The following is a 21,947-nucleotide window of genomic DNA, read 5'->3' on the forward strand; positions in this document are numbered from 1 at the left end:
CATATCGTGAAATTAAAAAACCGAAGCCGACAGCGTCGGGCGCTGATCCCGCACCACTTCTCAAAAAGTTACCACATCAACGCGCCGCGGCTGAAAACCGTGCTGGCGCTGTTCATCTCCTTTTTCCTCTGCCTGCTGGTCTTTGCGATTGTCTTTAATTTTTCGGAAACCACGCTGGCTCGCGGTGTGCTGATCCCGGCGCAGGGCGATGTCGAAGTGCGCGCCCGGGAGTCCGGTACGCTGGTTGATTTTGCCGTACGCCCGGGCCAGTACGTGAAGGAAAACGATCCGCTGTTCACCGTGTCGCAGGACTACGGCGGCAAGCAGGGCTCGGTGGTGCAGTTTGACCGCCAGCAGATGGAAGCCGAGAAAAAGCGCAGCGAGCAGCGCATTCAGGCTATTGAGGATTCTATTGCGTCGTACCGCAAAAACCTGGCCCAGCAGCTGAGCCTTACCGACCGGCAGATAGCCGTTTCACGCGATAAGGTGAAAAAGCTGCGCGCGCTGCTTAAAAACAGCACCGACACCTACCAGGCGTGGAAATCCGTCTCCGGAAAGGGCTATGTTTCTAAAGTGGACCTCGATAAAAGCCACAACGATGTGCTCAACGCGCAGCTCAACCTGACGCTGGAGGAGAGCACGATCCTTGAGCTTGAGGCGCGCAAAACCAGCCTGACCGACAGTACCCAGTCGCAAATCGACTCCCTGAGCGAGGAGCAGCTGTACGTGAAAAACCGCATCAGCGAAATCGACCGTAACCTGTCCAGCCGGGGCAGTTCGACCATGGCCATGCTTGCCCCTGCGGATGGCTACGTGGTGGCGATTAACTTCCCGCCCGGCCGGGCCATTACGCAAAACAGCGAGGTGGTGGTGGTGATCCGTAAAAATACCGCGGCCACGATGGAGGGGTACCTTTATGTTCCGGCAACGGGGGTGGGGCGCGTGGCGAAAGGCGATAAGGTCAAGCTGCGCTTTGACTCCTGGCCCGTGGACAAATACGGATCGGTGGAGGCAACGCTGTCCGATTTCTATGAGGTAAACATTGATGCCCATTCGGCGCTGATCCCGCTGCAGGAAGGGCAAAACTACTACCTGGCCAAAGTGCGCGTTCCCTCCTGGTTTACCGATCCGGACAAGAAAAAGCGCATGCTGATGGGCGGGATGACGGTTAACGCCGATATCGTTATCGATCGTAAGCCGCTTATCAATCTGCTGATTGCTCCGCTGGAAAGGGTGCGCAAGCGGTTTATCGATTGACCCGATTTCATCGATCATCGCCCTGTAACCCACATTTTAAACGACAGCATGCGGCTATTCTCCTTCTCATACCAACCGGAGGATAGCCCATGAACATCACCCAAATACGCAATGCCACCCAGCTGATTACCTATGCGGGAAAACGTTTTTTAATCGATCCGATGCTGGCCCCGAAGGGCGCTTATCCGGGCTTTCCCGGCACGGCGCGCGCGGATATTCGCAACCCGATGGTCGAGCTTCCGGTCGACGTTCATACGCTGCTGGATGCCGACGCCGTGATCGTCACCCATACTCATGACGATCACTGGGATCGGCACGCCGTTGAGCTGATCGCCAAAGATAAGCCGATCTACGTGCAAAATGATAGCGACGCCGCGCTGCTGCGCGGCCAGGGATTTAACAACCTGACGGTCATGACCGATGAAACGTCGTTTGGCGATATCCGCATAGCGAAAACCCACGGCGGCCAGCACGGAACCGATCGCGCCTACGCCGTTCCGGAGCTGGCGGAACGGCTGGGCGAAGCCTGCGGAGTGGTATTACGCCATCCCGACGAAAAAACGCTCTATATTGCCGGAGATACGATCTGGCGCGATGAGGTTGCGGCCGATCTGCAAAAGCACCAGCCGGATGTCGTCGTGCTCAACGCCGGTTATGCCCACGTCATCGGCTTTGGGCCGATCATCATGGGGCAGGAAGACCTGCTTAACGTGCATTTTCTGCTGCCTCAGGCGAAAATTGTGGCGACCCATATGGAGGCCATCAACCATTGCCTGCTGACCCGCCGCGCGCTGCGCGAGTACGCTGAAGCCAATCAGATCGGTGACGCGGTAAGCATTCCCCAGGACGGCGAAACCGTTATATTCTGAGCCTCTTAAGGGAAAGGAGAGACAGATGCCACTCATCAACGTTGCTATCGTCGCGGTGGACGGGTTTAGTCCGTTCCACTACTCCGTTCCCTGCATTCTGTTCGGCGATACGGTGTCGGGTGAAAAGCGCTTTAACGTGACAATTTGCGCCGAAAAACCCGGCATGTTGACCTCAAATGACGGTTTTGCACTGAATGCGACGCAGGATTTTACTGCCCTGGGGCAAGCGGATATCGTGGTGGTGCCTTACTGGCAGCACGTTCTTGAACGTCCGCCCCAGGCCTTGATCGACAGCCTGATTCAGGCCCGAAACAACGGGGCAGAAATCGTCGGGCTGTGCCTGGGCGCGTTCGTGCTGGGCTATGCGGGCATCCTTGATGGCAAGCGGGCCGCCACCCACTGGGAGTTTGAACGCCAGTTTCAGTCGCTCTTTCCGCAGGTCCGGCTGGATATCAACGCCCTCTATGTTGCTGACGGCAATATTATTACCTCTGCGGGTACCGCCGCCGCGCTGGACTGCTGTTTGTATATCATCCGCCAGCGCTTTGGCAGCGTGGTCGCCAATCAGATTGCCCGCCGGATGATCGTGCCGCCGCACCGCGAGGGCGGGCAGGCGCAGTTTATTGCGCAGCCGGTGCCGAAGGATACCCGCGACGGGCGGATCAACTGTCTGATTGACTACCTCCAGCAGCACATTGCCGAACCGCACAATCTGGATTCGCTGGCGGAAATCGTCTCGATGAGCCGCCGGACGCTGACCCGCCATTTCAGCAAGGCCACGGGGATGAGCGTGGCCGACTGGCTTACCGCCGAGCGCCTGCGGCGCAGCCAGATCCTGCTGGAGTCCGGCAATCTGCCCATCGAAAACGTCGCCGAGCAGGTAGGGTTTTTATCCGCGGTGACGTACCGGCAGCAGTTTAAGGCGCGCTTTGGCGTCAGTCCGGCGGAGTGGCGTAAGACGTTCCGCACTCGCCTGTAGGCCAGGTAAACGTAACGTCTCCTGGCAACTACCCCAACCGCTCCATCCGCGTTTCGCCCTCCACCATCGACAGCTGATACAGCGAAAATGACCGGTGCTTTTCAATTAACTGTGCCAGCTGCGGCGAGTGGCTGGTGAGCCAGATCTGCGAGTAGCGGCTGGCCTCGGCAATGAGGCTTGCCAGCGCGGGCAGCATTTGCGGGTGAAGGCTGTTTTCCGGCTCGTTGAGGGCGATAAAGGCCGGTGGCCGCGGGCTGAGTAACGCCACCGCCAGGCACAGGAAGCGCAGGGTGCCGTCGGAAAACTCTGCCGGTTCCAGCGGGCGGCTTAAGCCCTCGCGCTGCATCATCATGCGAAAGCGTCCGCCGGTGTTGTCGCTGTAAAACACACAGCCGGGGAAGGCCTGGTCGAGGATGCGCATCAGCAGCAGTTCGTCGCCGATTTCGACAATGGTCTGAAACGCGGCGGCAAGGTTCGCGCCGTCGCTGGCCAGCACCGGGGAGCGGAAGCCCACCTGCGGCGCGCGGATCGCCGAGCCGGATGAGACGGAAAACTCATGATAAAAGCGCCAGTTACGCAGGGACTCGCGCATCTGCGACACTTCCGGGTAGAGGTGCGGTTCACCGAGCTGCCCGAATACCGATTCGTTCTCATACAGCGTGCCGCTGTGGGTCACTTTTTCATGATGAACGTTATTGAGGAAGACCGCCTGATTTCTGCGCTTCATCAGCTGTGACGACGGGCGACGGTGCTGGCCGCTCAGCCAGATAGACTCCTCTTTGATCACCGGATCGAGCTGAAACTGCGAGGGGTAAGGCAGCTTTTCCACAAACCCGACCTGGAGTTCGTACTCATAGGTTTCGGTTTCCACCGCCAGGTTCATGCGCCGCAGCCGATCGCTACGGGTTTGACCCGCCCAGAACACCTTCAAAATGCCCCCCTCGTTCGCCAGTGCCTGGGAAAATTGCCCCTGCGCCGCGCTGTGCATCAGGTAAATCGCCTTATAAATATTGGATTTCCCGGTGCCGTTGGGGCCGAAAACAATGTTGAGCTGCTCCAGCTCCAGCGACATGTCGCGAATCGAGCGGTAGTTTTGAATATGCAGGGTGTTGATCATCGGTTTACTCCGCGGTGCTGTCTTAACCTGTATATAGTTACAGTGTTTTGCGCGGAGTGCAAAAAAAAGACGACAATGAGGTGTCGTCTAAACGGGGTACGGCTTTGGGCCTCTGTGGGTCAACGGGGCCTTCGCTTCTTTATTATCAGGTTACGGCCAGACGCAGACCCAAATCATCAGGATAGGGATCAAAGTAGTTTTGCGTCATCAGATACCGGTCAGGGTATTCGGCCAGATAATGTTTCAGCAGCGTTAGCGGCGCGAGGATCGGCAGCAGTCCGTCGCGGTAGTGCAGGATCACGTCACGCAGCTCACCGCGCTGGCGGCTGTTCAGCTGGTTACGGAAATAGCCCTGAATGTGCATCAGCACGTTAGTGTGATTTTTACGTGACGCGGGCTTTTTCAGGATCGTCATCAGCTTTTCGCGATACGCCACGAAAAACGCGTCCAGATCGTCCCACTCGTGCAGCGATGCCACAAACGGGCCAATTTCACGGTAGCCTGCCTGATGATGCGCCAGAAGCTGAAGCTTATAGCGGCTGTGGAAGTCCAGCAGGGCGCGGCGCGTCAGGCCATTTTTACGCAGCACGTTCAGCTCGTGGAGGGCGAAGACGCGCTCAACAAAGTTTTCCCGCAGCACCGGATCGTGCAGTCGACCATCCTCCTCCACGGGCAGCCACGGCCAGGATTCAAGGAGAGCGGCGGTGAACAGCCCGACGCCCTCCTTGCGGCCCCGGTTGCCGTTTTCATCATACAGCCGCACGCGCTCCATGCCGCAGCTCGGTGATTTTGCACAGACGATAAAACCGGACAAATCGCCGATTTTTGGCAGATAATCGCGCGTGAAGTCGGCCATTTTTTGCGTAACGTCATCGTGCGGCGCTTTGCTAAAACGCATTTCTGTCTCGCCGCTAGTGGTCATGATCAGGCGCAGCGCCGGACGAGGCGTAGGCAGACCGATGGCCATCTCGGGGCAAACGGGGCGGAAAGTGACCCACTGGGCCAGCTCGTCCATTACAAAGCCCATACGCTTATGCCCGCCGTCAAAGCGAACGGCGGAGCCGGTCAAACATCCGCTAATACCCAGCACAGGTTTTGTTGTCATGGTGTGCACCTCCCGATCTCATATCTAAAAGTTACACAACAATGAGTATTTGTCCAAGTATTGGCGGAATTATTTTTTAATAGCCTTTAAAATCAAAGGCAATTAGCTGCCCTTGTAGGTCGAGTAACCGTACTGGCTGAGCAGAAGCGGGATGTGCAGCTTTTCGTTAGTACGCGTCACGGTGAACAGAACCGGAACTTCCGGGAAGAACGTTTCCAGCTTTTTACCGTGGAAGTAATCGGCGGTTTTGAAGGTCACTTTATACACGCCAGGCTCCATATCCCGATCCTGCGGATAGAGTGATTTGATACGGCCGTCGTGGTCGGTTTTACCGCTGGCAATCGGGGTCCACTTGTCCTGCTGCTGCTTCTCAAGCGTGACGGTAACGTCCGATGGCGGCATACCGGTTTGCTGGTCAAGGACGTGCACGCTGAGCGTGCCTGCCGGGGCGCTGAAGGCGGCAGGGGCGAAGGCCAGGGTAGAAAGCATCAGCAGTGGGAGTGTTTTTTTCATCGCGTTTTCCTGTTGTGTGTAATGGGTGACAGGAAAACGTTAGCACTCGCTGCGCGGAAAAATATTCAACTTTTCGTGAAGTTTGCCACAGCAGAAAATAATCAGAGGATAATTACCTCAAGGGAAACCTGCTGTTGCCACTGCGCGACCTGTTTTTTCCGCGCGGCGGTGAGTTTGCCGCTGGTGACCAGCAGCCATTTGCGATCCGGGAAAATTTCCGGTGCCAGCGCGGCAGGGGGAACCGGCAGGATGTCGATGCGGTGGCCCTGGCCGGTGCGCGTTAACGCTTCGAGCCAGATTTCACACGGGTCGTTGAGGTACCAGCCGCTGATGAGAACGTTATCGCCCGGCGCTTTTTTGTCGCCCTCAAGGCAAAACGAGGTGTAGGCGATGATAATCCCGTCGAGGATCTCGCGCAGGGTCATGGCGGCGGCGACGTTGGCTGATATCTGGCTGCGCAACGGACGCAGCACGTTAGCCACCAGCTCCGGCCGAGGGTATTCGCGTCCGGCGTCGTAAATCATCTGACGCAGGGATTCGATTTTTCCCTCCTGCAATTTTTGCATCATGGTCTGTTGCAGGGTTTGCCAGTTGTTGGCGCGACGCGGGACGGGGCGCTCCAGCAGCGATTTTACCTGGCCGATGGGGACGCCTTTTTTCACCCAGTCGAGGATTTTTAACGCCTGCTGAACGTCCTCGTCGCTGTACTGGCGATGGCCGCCGTCCGTGCGCTCTGGCTTGAGTAAACCATAGCGGCGCTGCCACGCCCGCAGCGTGGTGGCGGTGATGCCGCTGAGTCTGGCGAATTCGCCGATGGAGTAAGCCATGTCTGCATCCGAAGAGAAGGAATAATCTCAATATACTACGAATATTTGATGATGAGATGAAGCACCGCACCGGTGCACTACACTTAACTTCCAACCGCGTAAAAGAAAGGAGCTCTCATGAGGCTATGGCCTGTTGTTACCGGTGTCGCCATTGCGCTGACGCTGGTTGCCTGTAAATCTCCCACGCCGCCGAAAGGCGTGCAGCCCATCTCAGGCTTCGATGCCAGCCGCTATCTCGGCAAATGGTATGAAGTCGCCCGACTGGAAAACCGCTTCGAGCGCGGTCTGGAACAGGTCACTGCGACTTACGGCAAGCGCAGCGACGGCGGCATCAGCGTGCTTAACCGCGGCTACGATCCGGTGAAGAACAAGTGGAACGAGAGCGAAGGTAAAGCCTACTTTACCGGCGAGCCGACCACGGCCGCGCTGAAGGTATCGTTCTTCGGCCCGTTCTACGGCGGCTATAACGTGATCAGGCTGGACGATAAGTACCAGTATGCGCTGGTCAGCGGCCCGAACCGCGACTACCTGTGGATTTTATCGCGCACCCCGACCATCCCGGATGCGGTAAAACAGGACTACCTGAATACCGCACGCAGTCTGGGCTTCCGGGTCGATCAGCTGGTGTGGGTTAAGCACTGAGCCTACTGATACGAAAAGGTGATGCTCGCCAGCGCGTTAGCCGAGCCGGGGACCAGTTCTCCGGTTCGGATATACTGCGCCTGGAACGGCAGCGACAGCGTTTGTGCCGCACCGGTGGTCTGGATATAAAACTGCCCCACCGTGCCCGCGGCCGAGCTGTCCGGCCCCATCGTCAGCGGCCCGGTGCCGTTATAGTAAAACTGCACCCCGATGCCGGAGGCCGTGGAGTCTCCGGTCAACGACACGACCGATGAGGTGTTTGACGGCGTGGTCTGATCGGTCATGACGGCGTTAACCGCCACGTTCTCATCGCAGCTCAGGCTGACGGTAAACTCCCCCGACGGCGAGGTGCTGCCAACCACGGGCAGGGTGTGGACGTCAATGGCGCCCAGCTCAACGTTGGCGCTTTTTGCCCCCACCGTGCAGCCGCTTGCCGTCACCGTGATGGTGGTAGGGTTGATGATCACCTGCGCGGTTTTCACTTCGTTGTTGTAGGCCGTCAGGATCGCCGCGTTGAGGGTGCCGGTCTGATAAACGCCGGATTTCAGGGCGGTACCGGTCTTGATAAAGGTCACTTTTGCCGACCAGCCCAAAGAGGTGGCATAGCCGTTGGTGCCGTCTGCGGGATAGCTCTGGGTGACGCCGGTTTGCAGCGGTACCCAGGTGGTACCGTTGAAGTCCTTCAGCCCGATGATGTACCCCACGCCGGGCACGCCGGTTTCAAAAATGGTGTAATTTGCCCCGTCCACGGTGACCGTCATGCCGCTTGATATGGCGCCACTTCCCGGCTCCAGCGTGCCTTTGTTACAGGTAAACACCAGTCCACACCAGAAGACCTCCTGGACATTCGCCGTGGCGCTCCACGTTGAGCCGATGATTTTACCCGGCGTGATGGAGTCCGCCGGGCCGCTGTAGGTCATCGGCTGGGGCGACAGCACGATATCTGATTTCCACTCCATTGCGAGCGCGCTGGTCGACGCCAGCAGCCAGCCGATCGTCAGAAAAATACGCATTATTGATACTCCGTAGTCCAGGTAGCCACGGCGGAAACGTCGCCGACCGTTACGGGGGCGCCGGTCGCGACCAGCCGTGCATAAAACGTCATGTTCACGCTTTCATCGCCCGCCGCGCCGTAGGTGCGGGTTTGCGTGTCCAGCGGGATCGGTACGCCGTCGCGGTCGAGGATCTGCACCGCCACGCCGGTCGCGCCGCCGTCGGCAATCTTCAACAGCTGCGGGTTCTCGCTATCCGGGCTGCCGCTGAAGCGAATTTTTACTCCGGCAAAGGTCGGCCCGCACTCCTCAAGCCTGAGCGCGAAGGGCGTTTTGACGTTGCTGACCGCGCCCGTCTCGCTGAACTGTTTGATGCCGGGAGTGCCCAGCGGCACGTTTTGCTCCTTCGACGCTTCCGCGACGATGCAGGTATTACCGATGACGCTGCCGGTAACGGAGACCAGCACGTCATAGCCGCGCACCGGAACGGCGATCGGCAGCATCAGGGCCAGATAAATAAACCGGACGGTTACTGACATACCACCTCCTGTGAATAAAGCCCGGTGCGGGCGTTATAATTCTGCGCGTTCAGCGCGTAGTGAATGGTGCAGCGCTGGCCGCTGCCGCGTCCCCACGCGGCGTTTAAGGTTCCTTTTGCTGACAGGCCGGTCAGATACAGGCTGCCGCCATCGCCGACGATACCGCTGGCGTAGTTATCCTCTGATGAGACCAGCGTGCCGAACGGGAGCACGTCCTTCGCATGGCGCACGATCAGCATCGCTTTAGCCCCCTGACGCGTGGTGAGGGTGGCGCGAACCAGCGCCCCGTCGGTCGGCGTTTTGTTGACGATGGCGTTCTCCAGCTCCACGTCGCTGCCAGCGGTTGTGACATCCAGCGCAACCTGATTGACGCGGTACGGCGTGGCGTAGGGGATCACCGCATAGCCCCGGCTGTCGGTTTTAATGCCCCTGTGGTTGAGCACGGTGACGTTGCCGGCTCCCGGTGCTTTCACCAGAATATTGGTGTTCCCGAGCGGCTGGCTTAGCGTCAGACCATCTTCATGCAGTACCGCGCCGCCGCGCATTCCGTAGCTGAGGTTGCGGGAGTCGCCGGCGTAGCTGTAGCCCAGGTTATAGTCTCCCCATGCGCCTTCATACTGCAGCGCGGCATCGCCGCCGTAGTGCTGCTGCGCGCTGTAGCGCTGGTTGACGCTATAAAAGAGGTTCTCCTGCCCCGGCAGATATCCGCTCACGCCTGTACTGGCGGTAGTGCCGGCCGGGTCCGCATGGGTGGCGGTAAAGCGAAGACGCGTCGACAGCGCCGGGTTGCCCAGCGGTACCGAAAGGGACAGCGCCAGGAGGTTATCTTTCCTGCTGTCGTACAGGCTCGAGCTTCGCTGAGCGCTGATGCCAAGCGACAGGTTACGAAACGTAGCGTTCCACGCGAACTGCAAACTTTGCGTGGTTTTCGACGTGTTCCAGTAGGTTTGTTGATCCCATGACAGCGACAGCGAGCCGTACTCGCCCATCGGCTGCGACACCAGCAGCTGGTTTTTGGCTTTACGCGCCATATGCAGGTTGTACACCGAATCGTAGTGGGTGGTGACGGTGCCATCCGCTTCCACGGTCTGCTTCGGCGCTCCCCCCGCCATGCTCTTCCACGCGGTATCGCTGAGGGTATAAAACCCTTCCGTTGAGTACCGCAGCGAGAAGAAGTTGATCCGCGTACCGGTATTGTTCAGCAGCTTGCTGTACCGCAGGCGCACCGAATCGCCGGTGTAGCGCTGATTATCGGCAAGCTGGCTCCTGGCATGGGTCAGATCGAGAGAGTACGCGCCAAAGCGGCCAAGGTTCTGCCCGATCCCGAAGGCCAGGCCGCGATAGCGATCGGAAAACTGCGCCCCGCCATAAAACGTGAGGCCATATCGCCAGCCCAAAAACAGCTCGCCCTGGCCGAAGGAGGGCGAGATCTGATTGCCCACCGGACGGTATTTCCCCGCTCCCAGGGCATATTTCACCTGACCGTTACGCACCAGATTTGGCACGCTGGCAAAGGGCAGGGTATACCGCGTCTGGCTGCCGTCGCTCTCCTGAATGGTGACCGCGAGATCGCCGCCGGAAGAGGTCGGATAGAGATCTTTCAGCACAAAGGCCCCCGGCGGAACGGAGGTTTGATAGATGATGTTGCCGTTCTGGCGAACCGTCACCGTGGCGTTGCTGCGCGCGATGCCGCGCACTTCAGGGGCGTACCCGCTCAGGCTGGCGGGTAGCATATTGTCATCGGTCTTCAGGGCTACCCCACGCAGGCCAACGGCGTCGAACACCTGCGATGAGGTGTACGTTTCCCCCGCATAGATCTGAGCGCGCAGGGCGCGGATATCCCGCTGTAGCCAGGTCTGCACGTGGGTCAGTTCGTTACCCTCTTTGGTCCACGTGGTGAAATCACGCAGCCGCCATGCGCCAAGGTTGGCGCCGCTGTTGAGGCTGACGAACAGCTGCTGTTCCCGCGTGCGCGTCTCGCCCCGGTATTCATTATTCGCGCCGTTGACCACGTAGTTCAGCCATGCGGCAGGGATTCCTGATTCCCAGCTCTCGGGGCTGACGTACCCGCGCGGCACGTTGCGCATCGCGCTTTGCGGCACGGTAAAGCTGAGGGTGAGGGTTTTCTGGTCAAAATCGAACCGGGCATCGGCAACTGACCGGGTGACAAAAATGCAGCCCCGGGCAGGCGAAGGCGCATCCCCTTTTTCCTGAAGGCTTTCAATCCCAAGCGCGGCGAACTGCTCTGGCGTAAGGCACGGCAGAGCTTCGCCCGATCTGTTTTCAGCAGCACGGAACGTGACATTCCCTGTGAAGGCGTACCGGGTGTTGATATACACGTTGAGGTTGTAATCGCCCGGAGGCAGCGCGCTGCCGGCGTTCACCCAGGCGAGATCGGCGCCGTTTGCGCTCTCGCCGTTGAGAAACGCGGGGTTAAACTGCAGCTCGCTTTCAGCAGCCGCGGCTTGCCGAATCACCAGGGCGATTACCGTGGCGCACAGGATTTTTGTTTTCATGTGGTCACGCCTTACTGTTTTTATTATTGGGATAACGTGGTGCGGGTCACAGGCGTCCATGCCCCATAATCGTTAATGGTCTGATAGCTCATGCTGCTCGCGTGGCTGAAGGTTTCCGCCAGCATCACGCTGGCCTTCGGCGGCACCATGACGGGCTTCACCGGCCTGCCGTCGATTTTCACGTTAATGGTGGTGAGGTAGTACGGCGTCGGGTTGGTAAGCGTGACCTTCCCCGCGCGATACGCACCGGCCAGCTTTTTCCAGCCATCACCAACGCCTTCAGCCAGCCCTTCCGGGCGATAAAAAACCTTGATGCGGTTGGCCGACGCAAATTGCAGCGAGTTGCCGGAGCCGTTTTTTACCTGCTGTGGGATAGCTTTAACCGTCATCCAGTAAAGCGTTTCGCGATCAGCAGGCAGGGCGTTGCCGTTAAACATGATTTTCACCGCGCTTTCGCTGGCGGGCTTCATGACGTACAGCGGAGGCGTGATGACGAAATCGCGGGTACGGCTGCCTTTTTCGTCCTCCATCCACGACTGGATCAGGAACGTGGCGTCAGGATGGGTATTTCTCACCTGCAGCATTGTCTGCGTTGCCGCGCCGGAGTAGACCAGTCGCGTTGCGCCTAATCCCACGCCGCCGGCATACGCGGCGGTTGAACATAACGTTCCAGCCAGGCAAATCCATGTGTTTACGCGCATTGTGCGTCTCCTGAAAGCTGAGTCAGGCCCGGCCAGCAGGCCGGGCCTGAAGGTCACGAATAGGTAACGGTGTAGGTGGCGACAGCGCTGGCATCACCCGCCGTGGCTCCGCCCTGCGGGGAGTAATACTTCGCGCTGAAGTTCAGGGTGTTTTCTCCTTTACGCAGCGGGATCGCGGCCGCGGGCTCACCGAGCCTCACCACGTTGCCCTGTTCGTCATAAAGTCGAATAGCGACATGCTGCGCCGAGCCGGCACCGCCGTTTATCCCTGCCGCCAGGCTATTGGTATCCGTGGTGTCCGGCGTACCGGTAAAGGTGACGGCCACGGTCGTTGCGGCAATCGGGTTTTCTGGCGTGGAGGCTGAGGTATCGGCGATTTCACAGTCTTCCAGCGTGATGGAGAAGGCCTTCGCGGTACTGGCTTCGCTGCCCGCCGCAGCAAGCGTTGCGGTACGCACTTCACCCATGTCGACGTCAATATTGGCGCTACCGGCGCTGATGGCACAGGCAGAGGTCACCACTTTCCCGCTAAAGTTAACCGTGCCGCCGCTGGTGGTGGCGGCGAGTGCAGAGCCTGCTGGCAGCAGAGCGGCGATGGTTAATGCCAGCAGAGAAGTGCGTGTCATACGTGCTTTCATTTCACTATTCCTTCATTTTTTTTATTACGAGATTTGCTCTGAAAGCGGCAGGTCTAACTGGTTAAAAAGACCAGCAAATCTGTCTTATTCCTGAGCCCGAGTTTTCGTATCGCTGAGCTTTTTAAGGCGCTCACCCGGCGATATGAAAGTTTCTCCAGTTCTGCGATGTAACGTATATCCAGTCCGTTCCTGAGTTCCTTTAATACCCTCCTTTCTCCTGGCGTCAGCGATAACGCCGCTGGCTGCTTTTGCGGTCGATAATGTTTATCCACCATCTTTGCTAACTTGCTTCGCCACTGATAAACCGTGTTTTGAAGCGAGATATAGGCATCAATATTTTCCCGGACCCATAACAGCGAATGGGCAGACGTTGAATACAGGCAGATAATCACGTCGGGATGCATGGCCTTAATTTTTTTTAAATATTTCAGCGAACCATATCCCGTATGGTATTTCTCTGCGCCGGATATAAATAAGATATCGAGGCGCGTCAACGACAGCACGTTATCAAGCTGCTCATAACCCCCTTCGATGATATTGATTTGAAGATCGTTATTAATGCTTCTTAATAGCGTTTTAATACCGTTTCTTGCATAACGATCGCCGCCCATCAAGGCAATGGTAATATGCTGTGTTGTCTGGGTTGTATTCGTCATATTATTCCCTCGATTTATAATAGTAATCAGGCGAATTATTTACCGTGTTATCGCCAGTATTCTCGAAGCAATGACGCATTGCATAGTGTAGGCCTACTATACGACGGCCAATAAAGAGGTAATCTGAATTAATCTAAATTTGTATTAATTGCTACGATCGAGGCCGGTTACGACGTTTCCTCTGATTGGCCTAATTCCGCTTTGCTTTCTGTAAATTATGATAACCGCTGTTTTTCATGAAAATTTAGCTTTGATAAATGTTTTGTAAGGATTTTGTCTGCTGGTGTCAGTGCGGGTGTGAAGTTACTGACGGGGCATAACAATTTACGAGCGTTATCATCGGTAAAAACTGATGCATTGATGCACAAAATATAGGCGGGTAAGCGCAAAATGGTTGATAGTTAAGAGGTTAAGAAAAGATGAGGTTTCACGTTTCTGAATATTTTGGACATGCTTGTCCGCGGCGTACAATCTTTTTTTGTGTATGTTTTTGTCAATGTCAAGGGTGTCAGGAACGGTTCAGGAGGAGGATTCATGATTAACGAGTAATTTACTGATTCAGGATAATTCGGGAGGCGAAATGTCGCTTCATAAAAGTTCAGAAATCAGGGCCATGGCTTATGTCTCAACCCCGCAAGCCGCATCGCGCAAGGGCTGCGTTCTTATGCAGGTTCAGTGAAGCTGCAGGAGGGTAATATGAATTAAGATTTTTCGCCAATTGCTGAGATATACAGCCTGCCGTTTATCGTTCACATTAAACACGACGAGGTTGTCTTCTCAGTCATACGGTGATTCAGGTTCAATATGCGTTAACCGGAGAATTCATACAGCCCCTATGCATAAGCATTACATAATTAATAATATCGTCGAATTTCATCCTGCGGCCAGCACGTTACGTGATATCAACAATCCTGACCGTGTGGTTGTGTTAAATTCGCCAGCAGGCCGATGCCTGCTGTTATTAATCGACAGAGCGGGGTCGATTGTCACTCAACAGGAATTCCTTGATATTGTCTGGCAAAGCCGTGGCATGCTCGTCTCTCCCAATACCTATTACCAGAACATTTCAATTCTGCGCAAAGGGTTAAAAAAGATTGGTTTTGAAACCGATCCTATCGTCACGATCCCCCGTATTGGGTTGACGCTGGCAAGCGATACGCAGATCGCCATCAGAGAACCTTTGCCCGGCGCGGCTCCGGCAGCAGATGAAAAGTGTTCTGAGGTACTCGAGCCCGAGGAACCGTCAGCGCCTTCTCTGGAGGCTGCGGAGCCAGCAGCCCCCGTCTCTGTGAAGCCTACCCGCTGGGCGGCTGTGGTTCTGGGAATGCTGCTTATCATACTGGCCGGTGCAGGCGTGACGGGCTACATGAGCGCAACGGAAAACCGCTTCGTTGAGGATTACCATTTTGCGGCCTCCATCGGGGCCTGTCGCGTCTATCTGGCTAACGATATTCAGACTCAGAACGAGCGCGCCTCTGCGCTGGCTTACGTGGAACCCTTTAAGGCTGACTGCGCGAAGTACCCGTGGGTTTATATCAGCTGGTACGCGCTGCTTCCCCGCGCTTCCGTTATTCGCTGCGATCGGCCTATGAAGGAACCCAACCGCTGTATATCTGATTATTTTCTTAAGGACAGCTAGCATGACTCGTTTTAAGCAGATGCTGTACATCCTCGCGACCTGCCTCGTTACGATGGGGGTAATGACGGGCTATTACCTGTGGCACCGATCCTACGTCCACCCTTTTACATGCCAGGCGAACCTGTTTCAGCACCATCCGGATGAGACGTTAGGGGTCTGGCTGAACTATACCTTCGACGGCAAATTCGGCACCCTGAGCATGAACGCCCGGTCGCAGAACGATCCAAATAAAATTATCGATCGGAAAATTTCATTTCAGGTGGAGCGAAAGGATCGCCTGTATTTGCTGACGTCAGATAAGAATATGATTTTCCCGGATGATAATGTCGAAGATAGCTGGCTGGAAGAATATTTACCGCAATTTTTCGTCTATCCGGGGAAAAGTATTTATATGCGCATCAATGAACAACATAACGGTAACTATATCTTTACCTTAGGAACATTGCCGACATATGTGTGTCGGGGTTCAAAAAAAGAATGATAGCCGTAAAAAAAGACTATAAATTCTCCCACACTCATTTATGCTTAATTTAAAATTATAGAATTATCTTAAGAATATAAAATGCGACATATTGTGTTGCGATAATGTAATTAATTTTAAATTTGGCAAGTAAATGAAAAACATATTTGATCCAGCCGGCAGCGGAAAATCAGCGCCGGGAAAGCCGCTTCATATTGGGTTGATACTGTGGCCCCGTTATTCACTCCTGGCAGTCTCGGGATTGCTGGAGGCGCTGCGTTATGCCGCGAAAGCGCAGGATAAAATAGCATTCAGAATCAGTTTGATAAGCGAATTTCCCGACATCCCCATCCCCAGCAATGCGGGGATAATCATGAGGCCTGACTCCCCCCATGCACCACCCGAACGATTTAACTATATTGCGGTGATTGGCGGTGAACTACAGTATCTGGATTTAGGCTATCGGGGTGATAAAGCGTATCTGGCGCATGCCCACCATGCCGGAGTGCCGCTCATTGGCATTGGCACCGGCAGTTTTGTGCTGGCGCAGGAGGGGTTACTCAACGAACGAAGAGCCTCGATACATCCTTTTCATCTGGACACATTCCGACAGGCTTTCCCACAGGTATATGCCGAGCAGGGGTTTGATTTCATTGATGATGGCGATGTGCTGACCTGCCCGGGCGGCATTTCGACCCTTACGCTTGCCACGGAGCTCATCCGCGCGCATGCCGGAAAAGAGCTCGCCAGCACCACCTGTCAGCGTTTGTCGCTCGTTCCGCATGAAATGGCCACGCCCCGCCCGGCAAACATTGCCCTGATACCGGACTCGCGGCTGCGTCGCGCCGTTATGCTAATTGAACAGTTTCTGACCCGTCCCCTGACCACCGCCGGGCTGGCCAGCGAAGTGGCCTTAAGCGAGCGCCAGCTCAACCGGCTATTCAACGCTGAGTTTGGTAAAACGACCCGTGAGTTTATCCGCAGCGCCAGGCTACGGTATGCCTGCTGGCTGCTTAAAAATTCACAGCAAAGCGTTACCGAGATTGCAGAACGGATGGGGTTCAGCGACTGTGCGCACTTTATTCGCCATTTCCAGACAGAGTACGGCTGTACGCCTGGCGTATGGCGCACGTCGCAGAGCTGAATTTCTTACATGGATGTAAAATGTGGCATATGTGGTTGCACCATTAACTGCGGATACCATCGCGCTAGAGATGAAACGCTACTCGCTTGCCAGTGGGAAGTTCCACGTTAATGGAAAGTTTTCCGCCCATCGCTTCGATGTAACGCTTAAGAGTAGCAATCTTCAGATCGTTTCCACGTTGCTCCAGCTGTGTAACCGCAGGCTGACTTACGCCCATAAGATCGGCGACATGTTTTTGCGAAAGCTGGAGCTCTTCACGCAGAAGTTGCAGACCGGTTTCGAGGAACATTTCCTCTGCCATCTCCTGAATGCGCTGTTGGCTTTCCGGTGAGCGTGACGCAATTACTTCATTTAAGGTTTTCACTTGGATGCCTCCAGGCTTGTCAGATGAAGAGTGAATTCAGCATCCGCAATGCGAATCAGTTTTCCATAAAAGGCTTTGTCGTTACGCTTATCGCCCGCGCAAAGCACAATGGCCTGACGTACAGGATCAAACGCGAAGAACGCACGAACCGGGCGACCGGCATATTGAATACGTAACTCTTTCATATTCTTATATTGTGAGCCCTTAACGGTATCTGCATAGGGACGAGGAAGACGAGGTCCATAATTCTGTAGATTTAACAGGTCTGCCAGTACCTTTTCCTGCAACCCATCTTCCTGTTCAAGCAACCATTGCTCGAATACCTTACTAAACACTACGGTCCACATGTTTTCATCCATGATAAGCTGTAGCTTATAAAAACAATATAAGCTGTAGTTAATAAATGCAATAGCTGCGCGTTGCAGCCAGGCCATAAGTGGCAGGAGTATGACAAAGATGGGATATCAAACGGATGGTGCAACAGAGAAACTGCGAGACGCTTTCCAGCATTTCTTCGAAATAAACATTTAGGGCGGATGATCCGACTGGGAGATTCTTTAGGCACTTGTTATCCATAACGAAGCCATTTACCAGGTATTCCTGAAGCGCCTGGCCTGCCCTAACCGATAGCGAGGAAGCCGGGAAGGCAATAGTGAAATGTGTTGCGATTGACCTTCTTGCTGAACCTGTAAGTAAGCCTTACAAGTTGCTTTTTATTCAAGTTCACCCTCTTCATAAATTGCTTTGATATGCTGAGTTATGGCTTGCGGTGTGACCTGAAAAGAACCGCTCTGGCTGCTTGCGACAGCCAGAGTGTTTCATGTTTAAAGCGACATGTAATGCGAACCGTTCCGTCATCACAGGCAAACATAACAAATCACCTGTCGGAGATTGGATTATGTCTTATCAGCCATGTCGCCTCCATATCTTAAATGCCTATTGCACAAGACGGTTTGCGCGCCAGAAACAGCCGCTAAGCCAGGTGGTTTGTATTTGATTTTTCGAGGCGCTTTCCAGCATGTGGAATTTGAATCGCTGCAAGCGCATCCTCTATCTCAATAAGCTTTGCCTTCGTACGTTTATAATCATCCTGTAACCGCTGCTCCTGCTCGTTATACGCCACCAGAACGATGCATCTTTTCATGACTTTTATCGTGACCTGCTGTCCGGTATCAAAACCTGCAGCGCGTAGCCATTTGCCGGAAAGGATGATTTTCGGCGTGGATTTGTCGAAAACATTCGGGCGGTATCCCACAATTAGCGAACGCTCGGTTCCGGATTGGTCTATGTCTGAGGTAGAATGCGAATCAGCCATAATCAACTCCTTGATAGTTGGTGAGGTTAGACGCTCCGGCTGTGTTCCCGCACATCGGGGCGTTGCTAGTAGAGGAGGTTTAGGTGGCCTCCTATGTGACTCAGAGTAGATGGATAGGTGGCCTCATGTCAATCATATCGCGCGAAAAAAAACCAAAAGGCGGCGGGCAGTCTCCGCAGTTTAAGATGCGAATTGATCCGGCATTGAAGGAACAACTGGATGCTGTGGCTGCTGAGGAAGGGGTGAGTCTCGCCAGCTGGTTGAAGGAACTGGCGAGGGAGGCTTTGCGTGCGAAAGGGATAAAACCTTTGGGCTAGTAAAAATTTAATTCATTCTGTAGGAGCCAGAAACATGAAATCTTTTTTAGCATATTGAGCATGATTTTTTAGATGCAATTGGTAGATCTCAGAATTTAATATTGCATCAAAAGAACAGTCAACGTTCCATGCTCTTAAATAGAATCCTGCCGTCGCTTCGCGTACTTTCACAATTAAAGAGCCCCTAATCATTCTGTATTCATATTCGATCGTATCCTTGAATTTTATTCTTGGGTGTGGAACTATTTCTAGTTCGACAATATTATTCCACTCAATGTCATCACTTATAGTTTCTCCTTTTTCAGCTATAACATTCAATAAGTTAGCTTTTGTTATTCGAGATGGGGAGAGACTAATGAACTTCTTATGTTTGCTATCATAAGCGCGCACATATATTTTTAAGCCATCATCGAACAGACTATGTGGAGTAATAATCCTTTTTGATTTTCCACTCGTAACAGAAAGATACTCAATTTCAACTTTCTTTCTTTGTGTAATAGCTCGAGTTATTGGAGAAAATGCTTCTTTACTAGGTATATTAAGACGCTGGCATCTATAAATATAATTAATATCTGTTTTCTCTATTTTTTCAGATTTTATCCAGCAAAGGACATCAATATCGCTTAAATTATAATATGGAGAAAAAATCTCATCATTTATAATATGTTTTTTTGTTTTTGAATCGAAGTAACTGTTTTTACCTTCAGTAATCTCATTATATTTATTAATATCTCTTGTGGCTGATGCTTCTTTTATATTAAAGGCCTCCATTAATGAAGAGCGGGACACCTCACCTTTATATATTAAGGAAAATTCAATGTATCTCAGCCGATCATTATCGTGCGGTATAAAAGTTGATATCGGATTCATGTTACCCTCTGTAGAACGTGTTATGCTAGCAATCTACTACATATGGTGTCTATGATAGAGCAAAGATCAGATTGAGGCCATAGGTGCGATCAAAATGATCTTACTTCTACTTGATCCTTCGACGATCCAAGGTATAATCCTAAAAGCTGGCAAAAAGTCAGTATTTTGAGGAAATGAAAATGGCAGTTAACAAACCATACGGTGATGGCAAGCGAATCGGTGCTGTACGTGAGCGTAGCCAGTGTCAAACTCCAAGCGGCCATTGGGTCAAGCGTGATACAGAAACTGGGCGTTTTATGGATGTGAAGGCAGACAAAACCCCGTTTAAAGGAGTCCGAAAAGAAAAATAGCCGTTACCGGTGGAACGATAACAGCTACATGTGGTGCTAGTCACTAAAGGTGGTGGAACACCTTAGTGAGGATGCTATACGGGAGGTCTCCATCCCGGAGCATAATTCTAAAGCTAAAAAATTATACTCTTTTAGCACCATTTTATCCAGAGATCCCTCCCTAACATACTTGGGAGATTTTGATGAATCGTTCAAAGATTGTTCGTGTTTGCGCTTACGTCCGTTTTCGTTTAGGTCGTTTTGAACATGTGTGTGCGCATTGGCGTTCATTGCCACATTAAAGTAATGAGAAAGGGAGGAGAGAAATCTCTTCCTTTTTTTATCAGCAAAGTAAAAAAAGATTTCTAAAAAGAGTGAGTCATTGGCGGAAGATCACAGGAGTCGAACCTGCCCGGGAACGCTGGCGTCCCCAACTGGATTTGAAGTCCAGCCACCTCACCGGAGATGACGATCTTCCGCGCCTGCATTGCTACATGGAGGCGGGGCGCATTATAGCTACTTTCAGACATTTACCACATACCCCACACCACTTTTTTCACCTCTCTTTTGACCTGAATCCCCCTGTTTCAGTTAATTCTTAAGAAAATCCTCAGGTTAGCATTTCGTGCTCATCAACTTTTATCTCGATCACAAAAAACAAGAAACGTAATCTGCTAACCAGAAAACGCAATACTCGCATCTGAAACAATGGTTTAAAACCAATGCAACCGGTCTCAGCGCCTCCTACAGCGTGAAGGATAAGAAGATGAGCGAAGTATTGTCAGTAAAAGAGAAGATTGGCTACGGCATGGGAGACGCCGCCAGCCATATCATTTTTGATAACGTCATGCTGTACATGATGTTTTTTTACACCGATATTTTCGGCATTCCCGCCGGGTTTGTCGGCACCATGTTCCTGCTGGCGCGTGCGCTGGACGCAATCTCCGACCCCTGCATGGGGCTGATTGCCGACCGCACCCGCAGCCGCTGGGGCAAGTTCCGCCCGTGGATTTTGTTCGGCGCTATCCCGTTCGGCATCGTCTGCGTGCTGGCCTACACCACGCCGGACCTCAGCCTCAACGGCAAAATGGTTTACGCCGCCATTACCTACACGCTGCTGACCCTGCTCTATACCGTGGTCAACATCCCTTACTGCGCGCTGGGCGGGGTGATCACCAACGACCCGACGCAGCGCATCTCCCTGCAATCCTGGCGCTTTGTGCTGGCGACGGCGGGCGGCATGCTCTCCACGGTGCTGATGATGCCGCTGGTGAACCTGATTGGCGGCGAGGATAAGGCGTTCGGCTTCCAGGGCGGCATCGCCGTGCTGTCGGTGGTCGCGTTCCTGATGCTGGCGTTCTGCTTCTTCACCACCAAAGAGCGCATCCAGGTGCCGCCGAGCACCACCTCCATGCGTGAAGACCTGCGCGACATCTGGCACAACGACCAGTGGCGCATCGTCGGCGTGCTGACCATCCTCAACATCCTTGCCGTCTGCGTGCGCGGCGGCGCGATGATGTACTACTGCACCTGGATAATGGGCTCGCCGGAGGTGTTCGTCGCGTTCCTCACCACCTACTGCGTCGGCAACCTGATCGGCTCCGCGCTGGCGAAACCGCTCACCGACTGGAAGTGCAAGGTCAGCATCTTCTGGTGGACCAACGCCGCGCTGGCCGTGGTCAGCGTCGCGATGTTCTTCGTGCCGATGCATGCCACGGTGCTGATGTTCGCCTTTATCTTCGTCATCGGCGTGCTGCACCAGCTGGTGACGCCGATTCAGTGGGTGATGATGTCCGATACCGTCGACTACGGCGAATGGACCAACGGCAAACGCCTGACCGGCATCAGCTTCGCGGGCACGCTGTTCGTGCTGAAGCTCGGCCTCGCGCTGGGCGGCGCGACGATCGGCTGGATGCTGGCCGGCGGCGGCTACGACGCGGCAGCCAGTACGCAGAACAGTACGACCATCAGCATCATTATCGGCCTGTTTACGCTGGCGCCGGCGATCTGCTACGTGCTGAGCGCCATTATCGCCAAACGCTACTACACGCTGAAAACCCCCTTCCTGACCAAAATCCTGAGCGAGCTGGCACACGGTGCGCGCCGCAATCAGCAGGAGTTTGAAAACCTGCCGACCAGCAAAGAATTACAGAACTAA

At 54.2% G+C, this 21,947-nt stretch carries 24 protein-coding genes, 1 tRNA gene and 1 pseudogene; 10 read left to right on the plus strand and 16 right to left on the minus strand.

All coding sequences use genetic code 11. From position 1 onward, the window contains the following. Positions 1–6 precede the first annotated feature (6 nt). The 3 genes from IM304_RS13195 to IM304_RS13205 all read left to right on the plus strand — a co-directional run bounded on the left by IM304_RS13195 (position 7) and on the right by IM304_RS13205 (position 3,105). Positions 7–1,257 carry an HlyD family secretion protein gene (locus IM304_RS13195; RefSeq protein WP_148420415.1) on the plus strand — a complete coding sequence of 417 codons (1,251 nt, stop codon included), beginning with the start codon at positions 7–9 and terminating at the stop codon, positions 1,255–1,257. Between the two features lie 89 nt (positions 1,258–1,346). Continuing rightward, complete coding sequence (locus IM304_RS13200; RefSeq protein WP_193355413.1) at positions 1,347–2,126, plus strand: MBL fold metallo-hydrolase; 780 nt, start codon at positions 1,347–1,349, stop codon at positions 2,124–2,126. A 25-nt stretch (positions 2,127–2,151) separates the two neighbouring features. Next, on the plus strand, positions 2,152–3,105 hold the full coding sequence (locus IM304_RS13205; protein WP_193355412.1) for a GlxA family transcriptional regulator: 954 nt from the start codon (positions 2,152–2,154) through the stop codon (positions 3,103–3,105). Positions 3,106–3,133: 28 nt separating this feature from the next. Here IM304_RS13205 and IM304_RS13210 read toward each other — a convergent pair whose 3' ends face one another. From IM304_RS13210 to IM304_RS13225, 4 genes are all read right to left on the minus strand, one after another. Further along, entirely contained in the window at positions 3,134–4,222 is a 1,089-nt protein-coding gene (locus IM304_RS13210) for an AAA family ATPase (protein WP_176609088.1), read from the minus strand. A 145-nt stretch (positions 4,223–4,367) separates the two neighbouring features. Further along, positions 4,368–5,327, minus strand: coding sequence for a DUF523 and DUF1722 domain-containing protein (locus IM304_RS13215; protein WP_176609087.1), 960 nt, complete (start codon positions 5,325–5,327; stop codon positions 4,368–4,370). Positions 5,328–5,429: 102 nt separating this feature from the next. Further along, on the minus strand, positions 5,430–5,840 hold the full coding sequence (uraH, locus tag IM304_RS13220; RefSeq protein ID WP_148420420.1) for a hydroxyisourate hydrolase: 411 nt from the start codon (positions 5,838–5,840) through the stop codon (positions 5,430–5,432). Between the two features lie 101 nt (positions 5,841–5,941). Continuing rightward, complete coding sequence (locus tag IM304_RS13225) at positions 5,942–6,667, minus strand: MerR family transcriptional regulator (protein ID WP_148420421.1); 726 nt, start codon at positions 6,665–6,667, stop codon at positions 5,942–5,944. 117 nt (positions 6,668–6,784) lie between these two features. On the opposite strand from IM304_RS13225, the gene IM304_RS13230 reads away from it, so the two are divergent. Further along, positions 6,785–7,309, plus strand: a complete 525-nt coding sequence (locus IM304_RS13230) for a lipocalin family protein (RefSeq protein ID WP_148420422.1) — start codon at positions 6,785–6,787, stop codon at positions 7,307–7,309. Positions 7,310–7,311: 2 nt separating this feature from the next. On the opposite strand, the gene IM304_RS13235 is transcribed toward IM304_RS13230, so the two are convergent. From IM304_RS13235 to IM304_RS13260, 6 genes are read right to left on the minus strand one after another with little or no spacing between them, the layout of a single operon-like run. Next, positions 7,312–8,322, minus strand: a complete 1,011-nt coding sequence (locus IM304_RS13235) for a fimbrial protein (protein WP_193355411.1) — start codon at positions 8,320–8,322, stop codon at positions 7,312–7,314. Further along, a complete protein-coding gene (locus tag IM304_RS13240) occupies positions 8,322–8,840 on the minus strand; it encodes a fimbrial protein (protein ID WP_193355410.1) in 519 nt (172 codons plus the stop codon). The genes IM304_RS13235 and IM304_RS13240 overlap by 1 nt, the downstream gene beginning before the upstream one ends. Beyond that, positions 8,831–11,356 carry a fimbria/pilus outer membrane usher protein gene (locus IM304_RS13245; protein WP_193355409.1) on the minus strand — a complete coding sequence of 842 codons (2,526 nt, stop codon included), beginning with the start codon at positions 11,354–11,356 and terminating at the stop codon, positions 8,831–8,833. Before IM304_RS13245 ends, IM304_RS13240 begins: the two co-directional genes overlap by 10 nt. Before the next feature lie 23 nt (positions 11,357–11,379). Continuing rightward, complete coding sequence (locus tag IM304_RS13250) at positions 11,380–12,057, minus strand: molecular chaperone (protein ID WP_193355408.1); 678 nt, start codon at positions 12,055–12,057, stop codon at positions 11,380–11,382. A gap of 53 nt (positions 12,058–12,110) precedes the next feature. After that, entirely contained in the window at positions 12,111–12,695 is a 585-nt protein-coding gene (locus IM304_RS13255; RefSeq protein ID WP_176609082.1) for a fimbrial protein, read from the minus strand. A gap of 53 nt (positions 12,696–12,748) precedes the next feature. Continuing rightward, on the minus strand, positions 12,749–13,351 hold the full coding sequence (locus IM304_RS13260) for a helix-turn-helix transcriptional regulator (protein WP_148420428.1): 603 nt from the start codon (positions 13,349–13,351) through the stop codon (positions 12,749–12,751). Positions 13,352–14,186: 835 nt separating this feature from the next. Here IM304_RS13260 and IM304_RS13265 point away from each other — a divergent pair. The 3 genes from IM304_RS13265 to IM304_RS13275 all read left to right on the plus strand — a co-directional run bounded on the left by IM304_RS13265 (position 14,187) and on the right by IM304_RS13275 (position 16,594). Further along, entirely contained in the window at positions 14,187–14,990 is an 804-nt protein-coding gene (locus IM304_RS13265) for a winged helix-turn-helix domain-containing protein (protein WP_193355407.1), read from the plus strand. Between the two features lies 1 nt (position 14,991). Further along, positions 14,992–15,471, plus strand: coding sequence for a hypothetical protein (locus tag IM304_RS13270; RefSeq protein WP_193355406.1), 480 nt, complete (start codon positions 14,992–14,994; stop codon positions 15,469–15,471). A gap of 352 nt (positions 15,472–15,823) precedes the next feature. Continuing rightward, the gene (locus IM304_RS13275) at positions 15,824–16,594 is read left to right on the plus strand and encodes a GlxA family transcriptional regulator (protein ID WP_255517727.1); all 771 of its coding nucleotides are present in this window, start codon (positions 15,824–15,826) and stop codon (positions 16,592–16,594) included. A 64-nt stretch (positions 16,595–16,658) separates the two neighbouring features. On the opposite strand, the gene IM304_RS13280 is transcribed toward IM304_RS13275, so the two are convergent. The 4 genes and pseudogenes from IM304_RS13280 to IM304_RS13290 form a co-directional block, all read right to left on the minus strand. After that, positions 16,659–16,958: an XRE family transcriptional regulator gene (locus tag IM304_RS13280; protein WP_045335986.1), complete on the minus strand. Its 300-nt coding sequence runs from the start codon at positions 16,956–16,958 to the stop codon at positions 16,659–16,661. Beyond that, positions 16,955–17,305 carry a type II toxin-antitoxin system RelE/ParE family toxin gene (locus IM304_RS13285; RefSeq protein ID WP_176611153.1) on the minus strand — a complete coding sequence of 117 codons (351 nt, stop codon included), beginning with the start codon at positions 17,303–17,305 and terminating at the stop codon, positions 16,955–16,957. Before IM304_RS13285 ends, IM304_RS13280 begins: the two co-directional genes overlap by 4 nt. Positions 17,306–17,453: 148 nt before the next feature. Further along, positions 17,454–17,872 (minus strand): annotated as a pseudogene (locus tag IM304_RS22280) (hydroxyacid dehydrogenase); the annotation flags it as partial. Positions 17,873–17,931: 59 nt separating this feature from the next. Next, positions 17,932–18,273 carry a SymE family type I addiction module toxin gene (locus tag IM304_RS13290; protein ID WP_193355405.1) on the minus strand — a complete coding sequence of 114 codons (342 nt, stop codon included), beginning with the start codon at positions 18,271–18,273 and terminating at the stop codon, positions 17,932–17,934. A 125-nt stretch (positions 18,274–18,398) separates the two neighbouring features. Here IM304_RS13290 and IM304_RS13295 point away from each other — a divergent pair, with 125 nt between their 5' ends. After that, the gene (locus tag IM304_RS13295) at positions 18,399–18,590 is read left to right on the plus strand and encodes a toxin-antitoxin system HicB family antitoxin (RefSeq protein ID WP_061066867.1); all 192 of its coding nucleotides are present in this window, start codon (positions 18,399–18,401) and stop codon (positions 18,588–18,590) included. A gap of 12 nt (positions 18,591–18,602) precedes the next feature. On the opposite strand, the gene IM304_RS13300 is transcribed toward IM304_RS13295, so the two are convergent. Further along, a complete protein-coding gene (locus IM304_RS13300) occupies positions 18,603–19,460 on the minus strand; it encodes a WYL domain-containing protein (protein WP_227009610.1) in 858 nt (285 codons plus the stop codon). Positions 19,461–19,639: 179 nt separating this feature from the next. On the opposite strand from IM304_RS13300, the gene IM304_RS13305 reads away from it, so the two are divergent. Continuing rightward, positions 19,640–19,810 (plus strand): hypothetical protein, encoded by a 171-nt coding sequence (locus tag IM304_RS13305; RefSeq protein WP_164725120.1) that lies wholly within the window; start codon positions 19,640–19,642, stop codon positions 19,808–19,810. A 362-nt stretch (positions 19,811–20,172) separates the two neighbouring features. Here IM304_RS13305 and IM304_RS13310 read toward each other — a convergent pair. Beyond that, positions 20,173–20,267 (minus strand) — tRNA-Sec (locus IM304_RS13310). A 288-nt stretch (positions 20,268–20,555) separates the two neighbouring features. Between IM304_RS13310 and IM304_RS13315 the strand changes: the two genes are divergently transcribed. After that, positions 20,556–21,947, plus strand: a complete 1,392-nt coding sequence (locus IM304_RS13315) for a glycoside-pentoside-hexuronide family transporter (protein WP_193355404.1) — start codon at positions 20,556–20,558, stop codon at positions 21,945–21,947.

Source organism: Enterobacter cloacae complex sp. P40C2 (assembly GCF_014930695.1).
Lineage (GTDB): Bacteria > Pseudomonadota > Gammaproteobacteria > Enterobacterales > Enterobacteriaceae > Enterobacter > Enterobacter pasteurii.

What these genes read in the sequence shown, in the direction of transcription:
- IM304_RS13290 (WP_193355405.1), bottom strand. Translation starts at nt 18,273, where the DNA reads ATGGCTGATTCGCATTCTACCTCAGACATAGACCAATCCGGAACCGAG.
- IM304_RS13200 (WP_193355413.1), top strand. Translation starts at nt 1,347, where the DNA reads ATGAACATCACCCAAATACGCAATGCCACCCAGCTGATTACCTATGCG.
- IM304_RS13255 (WP_176609082.1), bottom strand. Translation starts at nt 12,695, where the DNA reads ATGAAAGCACGTATGACACGCACTTCTCTGCTGGCATTAACCATCGCC.
- IM304_RS13245 (WP_193355409.1), bottom strand. Translation starts at nt 11,356, where the DNA reads ATGAAAACAAAAATCCTGTGCGCCACGGTAATCGCCCTGGTGATTCGG.
- IM304_RS13250 (WP_193355408.1), bottom strand. Translation starts at nt 12,057, where the DNA reads ATGCGCGTAAACACATGGATTTGCCTGGCTGGAACGTTATGTTCAACC.
- IM304_RS13225 (WP_148420421.1), bottom strand. Translation starts at nt 6,667, where the DNA reads ATGGCTTACTCCATCGGCGAATTCGCCAGACTCAGCGGCATCACCGCC.
- uraH (WP_148420420.1), bottom strand. Translation starts at nt 5,840, where the DNA reads ATGAAAAAAACACTCCCACTGCTGATGCTTTCTACCCTGGCCTTCGCC.
- IM304_RS13270 (WP_193355406.1), top strand. Translation starts at nt 14,992, where the DNA reads ATGACTCGTTTTAAGCAGATGCTGTACATCCTCGCGACCTGCCTCGTT.
- IM304_RS13305 (WP_164725120.1), top strand. Translation starts at nt 19,640, where the DNA reads ATGGCAGTTAACAAACCATACGGTGATGGCAAGCGAATCGGTGCTGTA.
- IM304_RS13215 (WP_176609087.1), bottom strand. Translation starts at nt 5,327, where the DNA reads ATGACAACAAAACCTGTGCTGGGTATTAGCGGATGTTTGACCGGCTCC.
- IM304_RS13300 (WP_227009610.1), bottom strand. Translation starts at nt 19,460, where the DNA reads ATGAATCCGATATCAACTTTTATACCGCACGATAATGATCGGCTGAGA.
- IM304_RS13315 (WP_193355404.1), top strand. Translation starts at nt 20,556, where the DNA reads ATGAGCGAAGTATTGTCAGTAAAAGAGAAGATTGGCTACGGCATGGGA.
- IM304_RS13260 (WP_148420428.1), bottom strand. Translation starts at nt 13,351, where the DNA reads ATGACGAATACAACCCAGACAACACAGCATATTACCATTGCCTTGATG.
- IM304_RS13230 (WP_148420422.1), top strand. Translation starts at nt 6,785, where the DNA reads ATGAGGCTATGGCCTGTTGTTACCGGTGTCGCCATTGCGCTGACGCTG.
- IM304_RS13235 (WP_193355411.1), bottom strand. Translation starts at nt 8,322, where the DNA reads ATGCGTATTTTTCTGACGATCGGCTGGCTGCTGGCGTCGACCAGCGCG.
- IM304_RS13210 (WP_176609088.1), bottom strand. Translation starts at nt 4,222, where the DNA reads ATGATCAACACCCTGCATATTCAAAACTACCGCTCGATTCGCGACATG.
- IM304_RS13285 (WP_176611153.1), bottom strand. Translation starts at nt 17,305, where the DNA reads ATGTGGACCGTAGTGTTTAGTAAGGTATTCGAGCAATGGTTGCTTGAA.
- IM304_RS13240 (WP_193355410.1), bottom strand. Translation starts at nt 8,840, where the DNA reads ATGTCAGTAACCGTCCGGTTTATTTATCTGGCCCTGATGCTGCCGATC.
- IM304_RS13265 (WP_193355407.1), top strand. Translation starts at nt 14,187, where the DNA reads ATGCATAAGCATTACATAATTAATAATATCGTCGAATTTCATCCTGCG.
- IM304_RS13275 (WP_255517727.1), top strand. Translation starts at nt 15,824, where the DNA reads ATGAGGCCTGACTCCCCCCATGCACCACCCGAACGATTTAACTATATT.
- IM304_RS13205 (WP_193355412.1), top strand. Translation starts at nt 2,152, where the DNA reads ATGCCACTCATCAACGTTGCTATCGTCGCGGTGGACGGGTTTAGTCCG.
- IM304_RS13295 (WP_061066867.1), top strand. Translation starts at nt 18,399, where the DNA reads ATGTCAATCATATCGCGCGAAAAAAAACCAAAAGGCGGCGGGCAGTCT.